Source organism: Streptomyces nodosus, assembly GCF_008704995.1.
GTDB classification, from domain to species: domain Bacteria; phylum Actinomycetota; class Actinomycetes; order Streptomycetales; family Streptomycetaceae; genus Streptomyces; species Streptomyces nodosus.
In genome coordinates, this window is the sequence record NZ_CP023747.1 from 2,390,903 (window position 1) to 2,404,770 (window position 13,868).

Annotated in this window: 14 protein-coding genes; 4 read left to right on the top strand and 10 right to left on the bottom strand. The window is 72.7% G+C overall.

All coding sequences use genetic code 11. The features are described 5' to 3' along the window. Positions 1-6: 6 nt before the first annotated feature. Positions 7-651 carry a PhzF family phenazine biosynthesis protein gene (locus CP978_RS10855; protein ID WP_043439844.1) on the bottom strand — a complete coding sequence of 215 codons (645 nt, stop codon included), beginning with the start codon at positions 649-651 and terminating at the stop codon, positions 7-9. 265 nt (positions 652-916) lie between these two features. Between CP978_RS10855 and efeO the strand changes: the two genes are divergently transcribed. The 4 genes from efeO to CP978_RS10875 are packed head-to-tail and all read left to right on the top strand — an operon-like array spanning position 917 to position 5,191. Then, a complete protein-coding gene (gene efeO, locus CP978_RS10860; protein ID WP_043439845.1) occupies positions 917-2,056 on the top strand; it encodes an iron uptake system protein EfeO in 1,140 nt (379 codons plus the stop codon). Between the two features lie 17 nt (positions 2,057-2,073). Then, positions 2,074-3,351 carry an iron uptake transporter deferrochelatase/peroxidase subunit gene (gene efeB, locus CP978_RS10865; RefSeq protein WP_043439846.1) on the top strand — a complete coding sequence of 426 codons (1,278 nt, stop codon included), beginning with the start codon at positions 2,074-2,076 and terminating at the stop codon, positions 3,349-3,351. Positions 3,352-3,354: 3 nt separating this feature from the next. Continuing rightward, positions 3,355-4,230 carry an iron uptake transporter permease EfeU gene (gene efeU, locus CP978_RS10870; protein ID WP_043439849.1) on the top strand — a complete coding sequence of 292 codons (876 nt, stop codon included), beginning with the start codon at positions 3,355-3,357 and terminating at the stop codon, positions 4,228-4,230. Further along, on the top strand, positions 4,187-5,191 hold the full coding sequence (locus CP978_RS10875; protein ID WP_043439851.1) for an SCO2278 family lipoprotein: 1,005 nt from the start codon (positions 4,187-4,189) through the stop codon (positions 5,189-5,191). The genes efeU and CP978_RS10875 overlap by 44 nt, the downstream gene beginning before the upstream one ends. A 25-nt stretch (positions 5,192-5,216) precedes the next feature. Here CP978_RS10875 and CP978_RS10880 read toward each other — a convergent pair whose 3' ends face one another. The 9 genes from CP978_RS10880 to CP978_RS10920 form a co-directional block, all read right to left on the bottom strand. Then, complete coding sequence (locus CP978_RS10880; protein WP_043439853.1) at positions 5,217-5,948, bottom strand: bifunctional DNA primase/polymerase; 732 nt, start codon at positions 5,946-5,948, stop codon at positions 5,217-5,219. Between the two features lie 211 nt (positions 5,949-6,159). Next, positions 6,160-6,687, bottom strand: a complete 528-nt coding sequence (locus CP978_RS10885) for a hypothetical protein (protein ID WP_144401440.1) — start codon at positions 6,685-6,687, stop codon at positions 6,160-6,162. Beyond that, positions 6,671-7,162: an RNA polymerase sigma factor gene (locus CP978_RS10890; protein WP_043439857.1), complete on the bottom strand. Its 492-nt coding sequence runs from the start codon at positions 7,160-7,162 to the stop codon at positions 6,671-6,673. The genes CP978_RS10885 and CP978_RS10890 overlap by 17 nt, the downstream gene beginning before the upstream one ends. Before the next feature lie 185 nt (positions 7,163-7,347). After that, positions 7,348-7,989 (bottom strand): class F sortase, encoded by a 642-nt coding sequence (locus CP978_RS10895; RefSeq protein ID WP_043439859.1) that lies wholly within the window; start codon positions 7,987-7,989, stop codon positions 7,348-7,350. After that, the gene (locus tag CP978_RS10900; protein WP_043439860.1) at positions 7,986-8,420 is read right to left on the bottom strand and encodes a hypothetical protein; all 435 of its coding nucleotides are present in this window, start codon (positions 8,418-8,420) and stop codon (positions 7,986-7,988) included. Before CP978_RS10900 ends, CP978_RS10895 begins: the two co-directional genes overlap by 4 nt. A gap of 568 nt (positions 8,421-8,988) precedes the next feature. Further along, on the bottom strand, positions 8,989-9,984 hold the full coding sequence (locus tag CP978_RS10905) for a small ribosomal subunit Rsm22 family protein (protein WP_043439861.1): 996 nt from the start codon (positions 9,982-9,984) through the stop codon (positions 8,989-8,991). 12 nt (positions 9,985-9,996) lie between these two features. Next, entirely contained in the window at positions 9,997-11,190 is a 1,194-nt protein-coding gene (locus tag CP978_RS10910; protein ID WP_376697920.1) for a serine hydrolase domain-containing protein, read from the bottom strand. Beyond that, on the bottom strand, positions 11,124-12,536 hold the full coding sequence (locus CP978_RS10915; protein WP_043439862.1) for a multidrug effflux MFS transporter: 1,413 nt from the start codon (positions 12,534-12,536) through the stop codon (positions 11,124-11,126). Before CP978_RS10915 ends, CP978_RS10910 begins: the two co-directional genes overlap by 67 nt. A gap of 90 nt (positions 12,537-12,626) precedes the next feature. Beyond that, a complete protein-coding gene (locus tag CP978_RS10920; protein WP_227745617.1) occupies positions 12,627-13,808 on the bottom strand; it encodes a D-alanyl-D-alanine carboxypeptidase family protein in 1,182 nt (393 codons plus the stop codon). Positions 13,809-13,868 lie beyond the last annotated feature (60 nt).

The following is a 13,868-nucleotide window of genomic DNA, read 5'->3' on the forward strand; positions in this document are numbered from 1 at the left end:
TGAGGCTCAGCGTTCCAGTGCGACCCGGCCGCCGACCTCGATCCAGCCCTCCGGCTGGGGCGCGGTCAGCAGTTGGGAGCCCTTGCCCTGGCGGATGTTGAGGGCGCGGCCGAGGCGGGCCGTGAGGAGCAGGGCCGCGGCTCCGGTCGCCTCGTCCTCGTCGATGCCGTCGTCGCGGCCGGGAAAGGCCCGGGCGCGCACCCGGCCGCCCGCCTCGTCCTCCCAGGCCCAGGCATACAGCCACTCCCCCGCCGGCGGCACCGTCAGTGCGTCGACCTCGGCGGCCGTCGCGTACTGCCGCAGAGTGCGCGGCGGTGCCCACTCGGGGCGGGCCTCGATCCAGCTGAACTCGCCGTCCGACCGGGCGCCCACCACCCCGGCGGGGGTGACCAGTTCGGGCACGTCGAGCAGCCAGCCGGTGCCCACACAGGGGTGCCCGGCGAACGGCAGCCGCAGCGTGGGGGTGTAGATGTCGATCACGCCGCGCTCGGGGTCGTCGACGAACACGGTCTCGCTGAAGCCGAGTTTGGCGGCGAGCTGCTGCCGGTCCTCGCGCTCCGGGACCGTCGAACCGTCGCGGACGACACCGAGTTCATTGCCGTATCCACCGTTCGGCCCGCAGAAGACGCGCAGCACGTCGTAGTCAGTCACCGGGGCATTGAAGCATCACGAGGCGCCGGGGGCGTTCAGGGCGGAGCCCCCCGGGGAGCGGGCCCCGCGCGGGACGGGAGCCGGGGCCGCCCGCGTCCGACTTGACCTCTCTTTTGAGAGTTGTTGGCGTCCGCTTTACCTTGTCGTGATCAAGTCGTTTCTGTGATCTCTCCATGGGAGCCGAATCACAGTCCGGGCGGGTTTGAGATAGGTAAGGCTCAGGTAAGTTAGGCAAGCCTCACCAATACCGCCTTCTGGAGCACGCATGCGAGCCGTCCGACTCCCCGTCGTCACCGCCGCGGCCACCGTGGCCGCTCTGACCGCCCTCACGGCCTGCACCACGAAGAGCGGGGCCGAGAGCGGCGACCATGTCATCCAGGTGACGGCGTCGGACGACGCCTGCAAGGTGTCGAAGAAGGAGTTCCCGGCCGGGCACATCGAGCTGGCGATCGAGAACAAGGGCTCGAAGGTCACCGAGGTCTATGTACTCTTCCCGGACGACCGGATCGTCGCCGAGCGCGAGAACATAGGCCCCGGCACCAAGCAGCGGATCACCGCCGAGGTGAAGGCGGGCGACTACCGGATCGCCTGCAAGCCCGGGATGAAGGGCGACGGGATCCGCCAGGAGGTCAAGGCGACCGGGGGCACGGTCGCCAAGCGGGACCCGAAGCTGGACCGGGCCGTCGCCGACTACCGCCGGTATGCGCAGGAGCAGGCCGACGAGACGCTGCCCCGGGTGAAGACCTTCGTCGAGGCGATCAAGGCCGGCGACCTGGAGGCCGCGAAGAAGGCCTATGCGATCTCCCGCCTCGGCTGGGAGCGCACCGAGCCCGTCGCCGAGTCCTTCGGTGACATCGACCCCAAGGTCGACGTCCGTGCGGACGGCCTGGAGGACGGCCAGAAGTGGACCGGCTGGCACCGCCTCGAGAAGGCCCTCTGGGCGGACAAGAAGATCGGCGCCGAGGAGAAGACCCTCGCCGACCAGCTGCTGACCGACCTCGAGGACTGGCAGAAGCGGGTCGGCACCGCCGAGATCACCCCCACCTCCATGGCCAACGGCGCCAAGGAGCTCCTCGACGAGGTCGCCACCGGCAAGGTCACCGGTGAGGAGGACCGCTACGCGCACACCGACCTGGTCGACTTCAAGGGCAATGTCGAGGGCGCGCAGAAGGCGTACGAACTGCTCAAGCCCGTCGCGCAGAAGAACGACCCGGCGCTCGCCCAGGAGCTCGACAAGCAGTTCGCGGCGCTGGAGAAGCTCCTCGACACCTACCGCACCGACAAGACCTCGTACGACTTCGTCTCCTACGACAAGGTCGGCAAGGACAAGCGCAAGGAGCTCTCGGACGCGGTGAACGCCCTGGCTGAGCCGCTGTCCAAGCTCGCCGCCGCGGTCGTGAAGTGACCTGGAGGAACGGGACCATGACGGACAGGACCACGGACCCCACGGCCGCGGAGACCGGCTCGCGGGCGCCCTCCCGGCGTGCGCTGATCGGCTGGGGCGGAGCCGGGCTCGCGCTCGGCGCCGCCGCGGCCGGCGGTGCGGTGGCGATGGCCCGGACGGGCGAGGACGTGGACCCGGCGGGAGCCGCGACGGGTGGTGCGGTCGGCTTCCACGGCGCGCACCAGGCGGGCATCGCCACCGACGTCCAGGACCGGCTGCACTTCGCCGCGTTCGATGTGAAGACCGACGACCGCGCCGAGTTCGTCCGGCTGCTCAAGGACTGGACGGCCGCCGCGCGGCGGATGACCGCGGGTCTGGAGGTCGGCGAGGGCGCCCACGGCGGACTGGCCGAGGCGCCGCCGGACGACACCGGAGAGGCGCTCGGCCTCAAGCCCTCGCGGCTGACGCTGACCATCGGCTTCGGCCCCTCCCTCTTCGAGAAGTTCGGGCTTGAGGACCGGCGGCCCGTCGCCCTGTCCGAGCTGCCCCAGTTCCCCGGCGACAACCTCGACCGGTCCCGCACCGGCGGCGACCTGTGCGTCCAGGCCTGCGCGGACGACCCCCAGGTCGCCGTGCACGCGATCCGCAATCTCGCCCGCATCGGCTTCGGCAAGGTCGCCATCCGCTGGTCCCAGCTCGGCTTCGGCAAGACCTCCTCGACGACTCCGGACGCCCAGACCCCGCGCAACCTCTTCGGGTTCAAGGACGGCACCCGCAACATCGCGGGCACCGAGACCGCCCGGCTGAAGAAGTTCGTCTGGGTCGGCGACGGCGACGGTCCGGACTGGATGACCGGCGGCTCCTACCTGGTCGCCCGTCGCATCCGGATGAACATCGAGACCTGGGACCGCACTTCGCTGCAGGAGCAGGAGGACGTCTTCGGCCGCGACAAGGGCGAGGGCGCCCCGGTCGGCAGGGCGAAGGAACACGACGCGCCGTTCCTGAAGGCGATGAAGCCGGACTCCCATGTGCGTCTGGCGCACCCTGACGCCAACGACGGGATCACGATCCTGCGCCGGGGCTACTCCTTCACCGACGGCACGGACGGACTCGGCCGCCTGGACGCCGGCTTGTTCTTCCTCGCCTATCAGCGCGACATACGCAAGGGGTTCATCCCGCTGCAGCGCAGGCTCGCGGCGTCCGATGCGCTCAACGAATACATCCAGCACGTGGGTTCGGCCGTCTTCGCGATCCCGCCCGGAGTCCGTGACAAGGACGACTGGTGGGGCCGGACACTGCTGACCGAGGAGGCGTAGCCCGTGTTCTCCAACTATCTGATCGGCCTGCGCGAGGGACTGGAAGCCAGTCTGGTCGTCTGCATCCTGATCGCCTATCTCGTCAGGACGGGCCGCCGGGACGCCCTGAAGCCGATCTGGACCGGCATCGGGATCGCCGTCGTCATCGCCCTGGGCTTCGGCTGTGTCCTTGAATTCGGTTCCCAGGAGCTGACGTTCAAGGCCCAGGAGGCGCTCGGCGGTTCGCTGTCGATCCTCGCCGTGGGCCTGGTCACCTGGATGGTCTTCTGGATGCGGCGCACCGCGCGGCATCTGAAGTCCGAGCTGCACGGCAGGCTGGACGCGGCCCTGATGGCGGGCACGGGTGCCCTGGTCGCCACCGCGTTCCTGGCGGTCGGCCGGGAGGGCCTGGAGACCGCGCTGTTCGTCTGGGCCTCGGTGCACGCGGCGAGCGACGGCAGCCCGCGCGCGCTGATCGGTGCCGCCCTGGGCCTGGCCACCGCGGTCTTCCTCGGATGGCTGTTCTACCGCGGCGCGTTGAAGATCAATCTCGCCAAGTTCTTCACCTGGACCGGCGGCATGCTGGTCGTCGTCGCGGCGGGCGTCCTCGCCTACGGCATCCACGACCTGCAAGAGGCCGACTGGATCCCGGGCCTGCGGGACCTGGCCTTCGACATCAGCAACACCATCCCGCCGGACAGCTGGTACGGCATGCTGCTGAAGGGCGTGTTCAACTTCCAGCCGGATCCGACCGTCCTTCAGGTCACGGTGTGGGCTCTGTACCTGGTGCCCACCCTCGCCGTCTTCCTCGCCCCGGTAGGGTTCGCCTCCGGGAAGGGGAAGGTGAAGGTCACGGATGAGCAGGGATCGCGGGGATCGCAGCCCTCGAACGCTTCGTAGGCGCAACCGGTTCGCCCTGGCGACGGCGGTGGCGGCCGCCGTCTCCCTGACCGCGAGCGGCTGTGTCGTGGTCCACGGCGAGCGGGAGGTCGTGCCGACGGTGACCCGGGCCGAGGCCGCCCGCGCGCTGACGGACTTCCTCACCGCGTACAACAAGGCGGACAAGGAGTTCAACCGTTCCCTGGACGCGGACCGGGTCACCGGCGCCCTCGCCGACATGGACGGCGGCAAGCTGGACGCGGGCCGGCGGAACAACCCGGACGGCAACTCCCGCCATGTGCCGCTGAAACTGACCGGCGCACGGTTCGTCATCCCCCGCAAGGCGGGCTGGCCGCGCTGGTTCGTCGCCGACACCCTGGCCAACAAGGGCCGCAAGGACGCCCATTGGCTGCTGGTGTTCACCCGCTCCGGCGCGAGCAAGGTCTGGGCGGTGTCGTATCTGACGATCGTGCAGGCCGGTGACGTCCCGGCGTTCAAGACGGACAAGGACGGCTGGGCCGAGCCCGTCACCGCCGACGACCCGTCGCTCGCCGTGCAGCCGGGGAAGCTCGGCTCCGCGTACGCGACCTATCTGAAGTCCGGCGGTGACACCTTCGCACCCGGCACGCACACCTCCCAGTGGCGCGAGGCCCGGCAGCGGAGCGCCAGCAAGCCGGGGATGGCGCGGCAGTACATCGACCGCCCGCTGGCCAAGGGCGACTACGCCCCGGTGGGGCTGCGCACCACGGACGGCGGCGCGCTGGTGTTCTTCGCCACCCAGCACTACGAGAAGCAGACGGCCGCCCAGGGCGTCAACCTCACGGTCACCGACCCGAACATCAAGGCCCTGCTGACGGGCGAGGTCAGGCAGTCGCTGACCCTGGAGTTCGTCTCCGACCAGGCGGTACGGGACCCGGCCGACGGTCCGGTGGAGTTCCTGAGCCGGGTGCAGGGGCTGACGGGGGCCAAGGGGGAGGGCTAGGACACCGGGGACCCGGGCCGGGAGGTCAGGCCCGGTGCGGCCAGCCCGCGAGTTCGGTGTCGTCCCCCGCGTGCCGCGCACAGGCGTCGGTCAGCACTTCCAGCAGGCTCAGCGGGTCCGGCAGGGGGTGCTCGGTCCCCCGTACCCAGTCGACCGTCAGCTCACCGGTCAGCCGCGCGGGCGGCACCAGCACATACGAGCCCCGGCAGTGCCAGCGCAGGCCCGGGTGCTCGTCCATCGTCTCGGGGTGGCAGTCCAGCTCGCAGGGCCACCACTCGTCCTCGTCCTCGGGGGTGCCGCGCGTCAGCGTGAAGAACAGCATGCGCCCGTCACCGGTGACGGCGACCGGCCCCACCTCGATCCCGGCGGCGAGCAGCCGCTCCAGGGCCTCCTCGCCGGCCTCGCCCGGGACGTCAAGGACGTCGTGCACCATCCCGGTGGCGGTGATGAAGTTGGCCTCCGGCTGGTGCCGGGCCCAGCGCTCGATCTGCGCCCGGTCCGTGGTGGACTGCGTCTGCCAGGCGAAGGAGACGGGGTGGCGGGCCGGGGTGGGACAGCCGACGCGGTCGCAGGAACAGCGGTAGCCGAGCGGGTGCGCGGCGGGCGCGAGCGGCAGTCCCGCGGCGGCGGCGGCCAGCAGCAGCGCCTCACGTCCGCCGTCGCCGGCGTCCTCCTTGAGACGGGCGGGACCACGTCCACGCAGCCACTGGGAGATCCTGCCCTGCCCACTCGTGCGACGGCCGAACTCTGCGCTCATCAATCTCCTCGCCTCGCCGCTGTGGTGCGGACAGCATGCCCTATGGTCCCACCATCCTGCGCCCGGGGTGCCCGGAGTTCGCATCCAGGGGGCCGGGGCGAGGGGGAACACCGGTGCGGATGGCTGGCTATCGAGGCTTTTACCCTGACTTGTCCGGTCGTGGAGGGATGGTGAAGAGCCGAGCGGGGGCCGGTCCGCGGCGCTCCGCCCACTACCGGGGTGCCGCCGTCCAGGGAGGGCGGGACGCCCGGGTCTGCTCCGACGACGATGTCCTCCGGGTCACATCGGGCACTGCCGTGGTGCGGGGGTCGGCTGCCACCGTGCGGCTGGGTGTGGGCGGGACCGTCCTGGTGGCGGTGTCCTCGCCGGGGCGGGGCGTGACGGTGGCCCCGCGGCGGCGTTCCGTGGGTATGGGGGCGGGTGTTGTGGTCGCCGGGACGGGCGTCGCGGTCGCCGGGGCGGGAGTTGTGGTCGCGGGGGGCGGCGGTGCCAGGGGGACGGTGGGTGTGCGGGGGGCCGACGGCGCGGACAGATAGGACGGCAGGGCGACGACGGCGACCGCGGCGCAGGCGACCGCCGCCGTGGCCGCGGTGCGCAGCAGTCTGCGGCGAGCGGCTGCCCGGCGGATCGTCCGGTAGCGGCCGGGGGGTGGTGCGAGATGGCCGGCCGGGGGCCGCAGGAGCACCGTGAGCGGGTCGTCGGGCGCGAGCTCCGGGTCGTTGTCAAAGCGCGTGGTCAAGGCTTCTCCTGATGTGGACGCGGAGCAGTTCTCGGGCCGCGTGAAGGTCGGCTTTGATGGTTCCTTCCTTGCGTCCGGTCAACGCGGCGACCTCCCGGATCGGCATGTCAGCGTAGTAGTGGAGGAGGATCGGGACCCGAAGTCGCTCCGGCAGGGACTGCACGATCAGGCGTACCGAGGGGTCCGTCTGCTCGGTGTGGGGGCGGAGCGCGGCCTCGGTGGTGGCGCGGCGTACGGCGCGGCGTTCGCGTTCCTGCTTGCGCCAGTGGTCGCGGACGAGGTTGGCCGCGGTGACGTAGAGGAATCCTCGGGGCTCCTCCACGGATGTCCAGCGGGCCCAGAGCCGGGTGAACGCCTCGGAGGCGATCTCATGGGCCGTCCCGTCGTCGTCGACAAGACGGCGGCACCAGCCGGCGAGGCGCGGATACAGCGCGGCGAACAGTTCGGACGCTGCCTTGTCGCGGGACCGTTTCAACGCTCTCCAGGGTCGGGGGCCACGTCACGCACGTGTGTTGTGTGTGTGGGGGGGGGCGGTGGACCGGTGGTCGGTGGGGACGGGCGGGTTGCTGGTCGGGGGAGGGCTGACGGTCGGTGGGACGGCGGCCGGGCCGGCCGTGTCTGGTTCCGCCGGCCCGGCCTTGTCATGGGGCCCTCGGCCCGTCAGGGGACGGCGGCGCTGAGGGCGGCGAAGACGATCACGTTGTCGCGGTAGCCGTCGCCGTCGTGCGGGCCGCCGCAGGTGATGAGCCGCAGCTCCGGTCGGTTCACGTTCCCGTAGACGTCGTCGGTCGGGAAGTGCGCCTTGGCCACCGTCCTGGTGGAGGTGACGGTGAACTGCGCCTCTGTGCCGTTCTCCAGGCGGGCCACGATCGTCTCCCCGGTCCGCAGCCGGTCCAGACGGCGGAACACCCCGTCGCCGTAGGAGCCGACCGTGACATGGCCGAGCACGACCGACGGTCCGATCTGCCCCGGGGTGGGGGAGAACCGGTACCAGCCGGCCCGGTCGTGTGCGGTGATCGGGGGGACCTGCACGGTGCCGTCCGGTTCCAGCCCCAGGCTCAGCAGCGGGGTGTCGACCCCGATGGCCGGGATCCGGAGCCGGACCGGGACCGAACGCCCCAGGGGGCGCGGGGTTCCGGTGGTCTCCGGCGCGGCCGGCGTGGTGCCCGCGGTGTCCGTGGTGCCGCCGCGGGTGGCGGCGGAAGGGGCGGTCGCCGGGCGGTCCCCGCCCGTGTGGCCGCAGCCCGTGAGCAGCGCGGTCAGCGCCATGGTGCCGAACGTGCGCCTGGAGAGCGGCGTCATGCCCCGGTCGCCCGGCGGCGGACGGCGAGGACGGCCCCGCCGGCCAGGACGACCGCCAGGCCGGCGGCGCCTCCGCCGATCAGGCCGTCGCGGGAGTCGGAGGAGGGGGTGGTGACGCCGGTGTCGGGCGCCCCCGCCGGCACCGCGCGGACCTGGTCGCCGGCCGCGGCGCGGGTCGGCTCGGGGACCGCCGAGCGATCCCTGACGCCGGCCTCGGCGGGCGCGGCGGTGGGGACGGGGGTGGCGGCCCTGGTGGGCTCCGGGGTGGCGGCCCTGGTGGGCTCCGGGGTGGCGGCCCTGGTGGGCTCCGGGGTGGCAGTCCTGCTGCTGGGGACCGGGGAGGGGGCCCTCCCGTCGGCGACAGCGGGTGCGGTCACCGCCAGCACGGCGGTGACCGCGACTACCGTGGCACTCAGGATGGTTCGACGCATCGGATCGCTCCCTTTCATCGGCACCCACCGAACGGCGGGCGCTTGCGGATCGAACGGAGAGACGAGGCAGGCCGGAACCGGGTTGTAAAGGGTTGGCAAAGCCGTGGGAGGGTGCTGGCGCCCACCGGTTCGGGGTCCGGTGCCCACCCGTTTCAGGGCCCGGTGCGGGACGACCGGAGGCCCGGTGCGGGAACGGTCCGGGGATCCATGCGGACGATACGGGCTCCGGCACCGAACGGTTGGAGGCCCGGTGCGGAACCGCACGGGGATCCGTGCGGAACGGTCCAGGCTCCGGCGTGGACGATCCTGGGTCTGGCACGAACAATCCTGGGCCTGGCACGGACGGTCCGAGCTCCGGCACCGGCACCGACACCGACACCGACACCGACACCCCTGAGGCCGGCACGGACGAACCTGGTTCCGACGGCGCCTGTCGCCGGGGCCGTGAGTCTCGCCGACGCGGACGGTCCCACGGCCGATCCCTGCCCGTGGGCGCTCGAGCGGCCACGGCAGGCGGGCGCCTGCACGGCATCGGCGGGACGGTGGGGCGTTGTGGGGCGCGGTCCCGTCAGGAGGCCGGGTCCGTGTCCGGCCAGGGGGCGCCCCAGGAGGTGTCGCGGGCGGCGCGGTAGAGGGCGCCGTGCCGCTTGGTCACCGTGGTGCGGTGGAGGGACTCGTCCGGGCCGCACAGGTCGAGCAGCACCTGGCCCTTGCGGATCTGCGGTCGGCGCACGATCCGGGAGGCGGCGGGGGTCACCGGGAAACGCGCCGCGGCGACATAGCTGAACTTCTCGTCCTCGTACGGCAGTGAGCCGCCCTTGACCTGCCGGTGGAGGGAGGAGCGGCTGACCCGGGCCGAGAAGTGGCACCAGTCCTCGCCGGGCACGATGGGGCAGGCGGCGCTGTGCGGGCAGGGGGCCGCGATCCGGAAGCCGGCGCGTATCAGCCGGTCGCGGGCCTCGATGACACGGGCATAGCCGTCCGGGGTGCCGGGCTCGACGATCACGACGGCCTCCCCGGCGGCGGCCGCGGCGTCCACCACGCCGGCGCGGTCGGCGTCGGTCAGCTCACCGAGGACGTACGACACCGTGACGAGATCGACGCTCTCCACGGTGAGCCCCGCTCCGACCCGGGAGCGCCGCCACTCGGCGGTCTTCAGCGCCGGGTTCGCGGCGGCGATCTCCCGGCCCAGGGCGAGCGCGGGCTCGGCCCAGTCGAGCACGGTGACCGGCCGCTCGCCGTCCCAGGTGGCGCTCACGGCCCAGGTCGCCGCCCCGGTCCCGCCGCCCAGGTCCAGATGGCCCGCCGGCGCCCAGCCGGGCACGGTGTCCGCGAACGCCTCCAGCGCCGTGCGCACCGCCTCGAACGTCGCGGGCATCCGGTACGCGGCATACGCGACCACGTCCGCGCGGTTGCGCAGCACGGGTGCGTCGGTCGGGGTCCGTCCCCGGTAGTTGGCGATCAGCCGGTCCACGACGCCTGCGGCCTGCCGGGGCGGAAGCCCGTCGAGCAGATCCGCGAGGGCGCCGCGCAGGGTGTCGGCTGGGGAGACGGGGGCGTTCACGGGGTGATTCTCTCAGGTTCCCCGGACCGCCCTCGCCAGCCGGTCCGCCGCGGCCACCCGCACCCGGTTGTCCGGGCCGCGCCGCCGGGGATGGACCGTGTTCGCCAGCAGCACCAGATAGGTGTCCGTCGCCGGGTCCAGGACCAGCGAGGTGCCGGTGAACCCGGTGTGGCCCGCCGCGCCCCGGCCCGCGAGACCGCCCATGAACCACGGCTGGTCGACCGAGAAGCCCAGCCCGGGCGGCGCCAGCATCAGCTCCACCAGGTCGGGGCCGAGGACGCGTGCGGTGCCGTACGAGCCGCCCGCGAGCAGGGTGCGGCAGAAGACGGCCAGGTCACGCGCCGTGGAGAAGAGGCCCGCATGACCGGCCACCCCGCCGAGCGCCCAGGCGTTCTCGTCGTGGACCTCCCCGCGCAGCATCCCCCGGTCCGCCTTGGCCCAGGGCCGCCGCTGGTCCTCCGTGGCCGCCGCGCCCGGGCACGGCCCGAAGCCGGTCGCGGTCATCCCCAGCGGCCGGGTGATCCCGTCGCGGATCAGCACATCGAGGGTGCGTCCGGTGACGCGTTCCAGGACACACTGCAACAGCAGCGGATTCAGGTCCGAGTAGCAGAAGGCGCCGGGCGCGCCCACCGGTTCCTCCGCACGCAGCAGTTCGAGCCGTTCCGCGCCCGACGCACAGTCGTACAACGGGAGTTCGGGCCGGAGTCCGGAGGTGTGGGTAAGCAACTGGCGTACGGTGACGCCGTGTCGGGCCGCCGCACGGAAGTCCGGCAGATACGACCCGATCCGTGCGTCCAGGCCGAGCGTGCCCCGCTCCAGCTGCTGCATCGCGGCGAGCGCGGTGAACAGCTTGGTGAGCGAGGCCAGGTCGAAGGGTGTGTCCACGGTCGCCGGAACCCGCTGCCCGGGCGGGAGTTCGACCCCGTGGTCCGTCCGGGCGTCGTAGGCGGAGTACCGCACCGCCCAGCCCGCCGCCTCCTGCACGGCGATCACCGGGCCGCGTCCGGCGACCACCACGGCGCCCGCCGCCCAGGGGCGTTCCCCGCCGACGGCGTCATGGATCCCGCGTACCAGCAGGCGCAGTTGCTCCGGGTCGAGCCCGGCCCGCTCCGGGGTGTCGACGCGCAGTCTCGGTGTGCTCAGCTGTCCTCCCCGGACCTCTCGGTGCCGCTCTCCAGGCCCGGGCGGGCGTGCCAGGGGCGGCACAGCGTCACGAAGAAGACGACGGCCACCAGTGCCGCCGCCAGCTGGACGACGGCCATCGGGACGGCCGTGTGCTCTCCGGCCACCCCGACCAGCGGTGAGGCGATGGCGCCGATCAGGAAGGAGGAGGTGCCGAGCAGCGCCGACGCGGAACCGGCGTGGCGCCGGGTGCGCATCAGGGCGAGGGCCTGGGTGTTGGGCAGGGTGATGCCCATCGCCGACATCAGCACGAAGAGGGTGGCGGCGACCGCCGCGAGGCCGACCTCGCCGAAGACACCCGTCACCATCAGCAGCAGCACCGCCGCGGCGAGCGTCACCACGGTGAGTCCGGTCGCCAGCACCTTGTCGAGGCTGACCCGGCCGACCAGGATCTTGCCGTTGATCTGCCCGACGATCATCAGGCCCACGGAGTTGACGCCGAACAGCAGGCTGAAGGTCTGCGGGGAGGCGCCGTAGATCTCCTGGACGACGAAGGGGGAGGCGGCGACATAGGCGAACAGCGCGGCGAAGGCGAAGCTGCCGGTGAAGGTGTAGCCGCTGAAGACCCGGTCGGCCAGCAGCACCCGCATGGAGCGCAGGGCCTCGCCCACTCCTCCGCCCGGCCCGCCCCGGGCACCCGGCTCCACCCCGGCACGGTCCGCGGCCGAGGGGAGCGTCTCGGGCAGCCTCAGCGCGACCAGGGCAGTCAGCGCGATGCCCACCACCGTGAGCAGGACGAAGACGCCCCGCCAGTCGGTGACCCGCAGGATCTGGCCGCCGATCAGGGGCGCGACGATCGGCGCGACCCCGGAGATCAGCATCAGGGTGGAGAAGAACCGGGCCATGGCCACACCGTCGTACAGATCACGCACCACGGCCCGGGAGATCACGATCCCGGCGGCGCCCGCGAGTCCCTGGAGCAGCCGGAACGCGATCAGCACCTCCACCGAGGGCGCCACCGCGCACAGCGCGGTGGCGACGACATAGACGACCAGACCCACCAGCAGCGGCCGACGGCGCCCCCAGCGGTCGCTCATCGGCCCGACCAGCAACTGGCCCAGCGCCATGCCCGCCAGGCAGCCGGTCAGGGTGAGCTGCACGGTCGCGGCGGGGGCGTGCAGGGACGCGGTGACCGCGGGCAGGGACGGGAGGTACATGTCCATGGCCAGCGGCGGCGTGGCGGTGAGGGCGCCGAGAAGGAAGGTGACCAGAAGTCCGGTGCGGCGGGCGGCGGACCTCCCGGCGGGGAATCCCCCGGCGGGTACCGGTCCCGCGGCGGCCTCCACGGTCCCGGACGGCCCCGTTCCGGCCCCGTTCACGGGGTGTTGCGGGGTTGTACGGTCCTGCGCGGTGCGGCCACGCTCGGGCATCTGCCCCTCCTTCCTGGTTCGGTGCGGCCCCCATGCTCTCAGCTCGCGAGGGGTGTCCGGTGCCGTGTACCGAGGGGCGGACAGAGCCGTTCAGTCGCCGTGCCGGGGCCCCTCCGTCGTCCGGTTCCGCCGCCGTGTCCGCAGCGCATACGCCCCGCCGGCCAGCAGCGCCATCGCTCCCCCGGCCCCGCCGAGCAGCCCCCACGGGGGTCCGCCCTGGGTGACGGCGGCCTCCGTGCCGGTCGCGGCCCGCTCCACCGGGGCCGTCGGCGAGGGGCTCGCCTTGGCCCCGCCCTCGCTGAGCGGCGTCACCAGCGCGCCCACCGGCCCGGCGGCACCCGCCTGGGCGAAACCCCAGTCCAGCAGGGCGGCGGTCTCCTCGTAGACGCCGTTGCCGCCGGACTTGGGGTGCATCACCGTCACCAGCAGGGTGCGTCCGTCGCGGGTGGCGGCGCCGGTGAAGGTGTTGCCCGCGTTGCTGGTGTAGCCGTTCTTGACGCCGAACAGCCCCTCGTACACATCGAGTCCCCAGGCGCCGGTCAGCAGGCGGTCGGTGTTCTGGATCTGGAACGTCTTCTTCCCGCCCGCCGGGTAGTCGGCGGTCCTCGTGGCGCAGTAGCCGCGGAAGTCCTTGTTCTTCAGGCCGTGGCGGGCGAACAGCGTGAGGTCGTACGCGGAGGAGAGCTGGCCCTTGTGGTCGTAGCCGTCGGGGCTGGCCACGCGGGTGTCGAGGGCCTGCAGATCCTCCGCCCTGGCCTGCATCTCGGCGACGGTCTTCTCAAGTCCGCCGTTCATATGGCTGAGCACATGGACCGCGTCGTTGCCGGAGCGCAGGAAGACCCCGAGCCACAACTGCTCGACGGTGTACGTGATGCCGGGCCTGATACCGACCAGGCTGGAGCCCGAGGGGACGTCCGCGAGATCGGCGTCGGTCACCTTGTAGGTCCGGGTCCGCTCGAACTTGTCCAGCAGGGTGTCCGCGAACAGCATCTTCAGCGTGGAGGCGGGCGCGAGCCGGCGGTGCGCGTTGTAGGAGGCGAGCACCTCGCCGCTGTCGTGGTCGGCGACGAGCCAGGAGCGGGCGGTGAGTTTCTTCGGCAGACCGGCGGTCTTCTGCGCCTGGACGCCGTCCCGCCCGAGCCGTGCCCCGCCGATGGTGCCGGGTTCGCCTCCCTGCCCCACCGAGGCCGGGGGTGCGGGGGAGGCCGCGGCGGGCGCGGCGAGGGTCAGGGGCACGGCGGCGCCGAGTCCGAGAACGGCGCGGCGGGACATCCGCGCGGCGGGGGGAAGCGGAGAGGATTCACGCACCCGGGGACCGTACAGAGGGAGCTG

Bases quoted from the DNA above. Each gene is read 5' to 3' on its own strand.
- CP978_RS10875 (WP_043439851.1), top strand. From the start codon at position 4,187: ATGAGCAGGGATCGCGGGGATCGCAGCCCTCGAACGCTTCGTAGGCGC.
- CP978_RS10900 (WP_043439860.1), bottom strand. From the start codon at position 8,420: ATGCGTCGAACCATCCTGAGTGCCACGGTAGTCGCGGTCACCGCCGTG.
- CP978_RS10895 (WP_043439859.1), bottom strand. From the start codon at position 7,989: ATGACGCCGCTCTCCAGGCGCACGTTCGGCACCATGGCGCTGACCGCG.
- efeO (WP_043439845.1), top strand. From the start codon at position 917: ATGCGAGCCGTCCGACTCCCCGTCGTCACCGCCGCGGCCACCGTGGCC.
- CP978_RS10920 (WP_227745617.1), bottom strand. From the start codon at position 13,808: ATGTCCCGCCGCGCCGTTCTCGGACTCGGCGCCGCCGTGCCCCTGACC.
- CP978_RS10880 (WP_043439853.1), bottom strand. From the start codon at position 5,948: ATGAGCGCAGAGTTCGGCCGTCGCACGAGTGGGCAGGGCAGGATCTCC.
- efeB (WP_043439846.1), top strand. From the start codon at position 2,074: ATGACGGACAGGACCACGGACCCCACGGCCGCGGAGACCGGCTCGCGG.
- CP978_RS10915 (WP_043439862.1), bottom strand. From the start codon at position 12,536: ATGCCCGAGCGTGGCCGCACCGCGCAGGACCGTACAACCCCGCAACAC.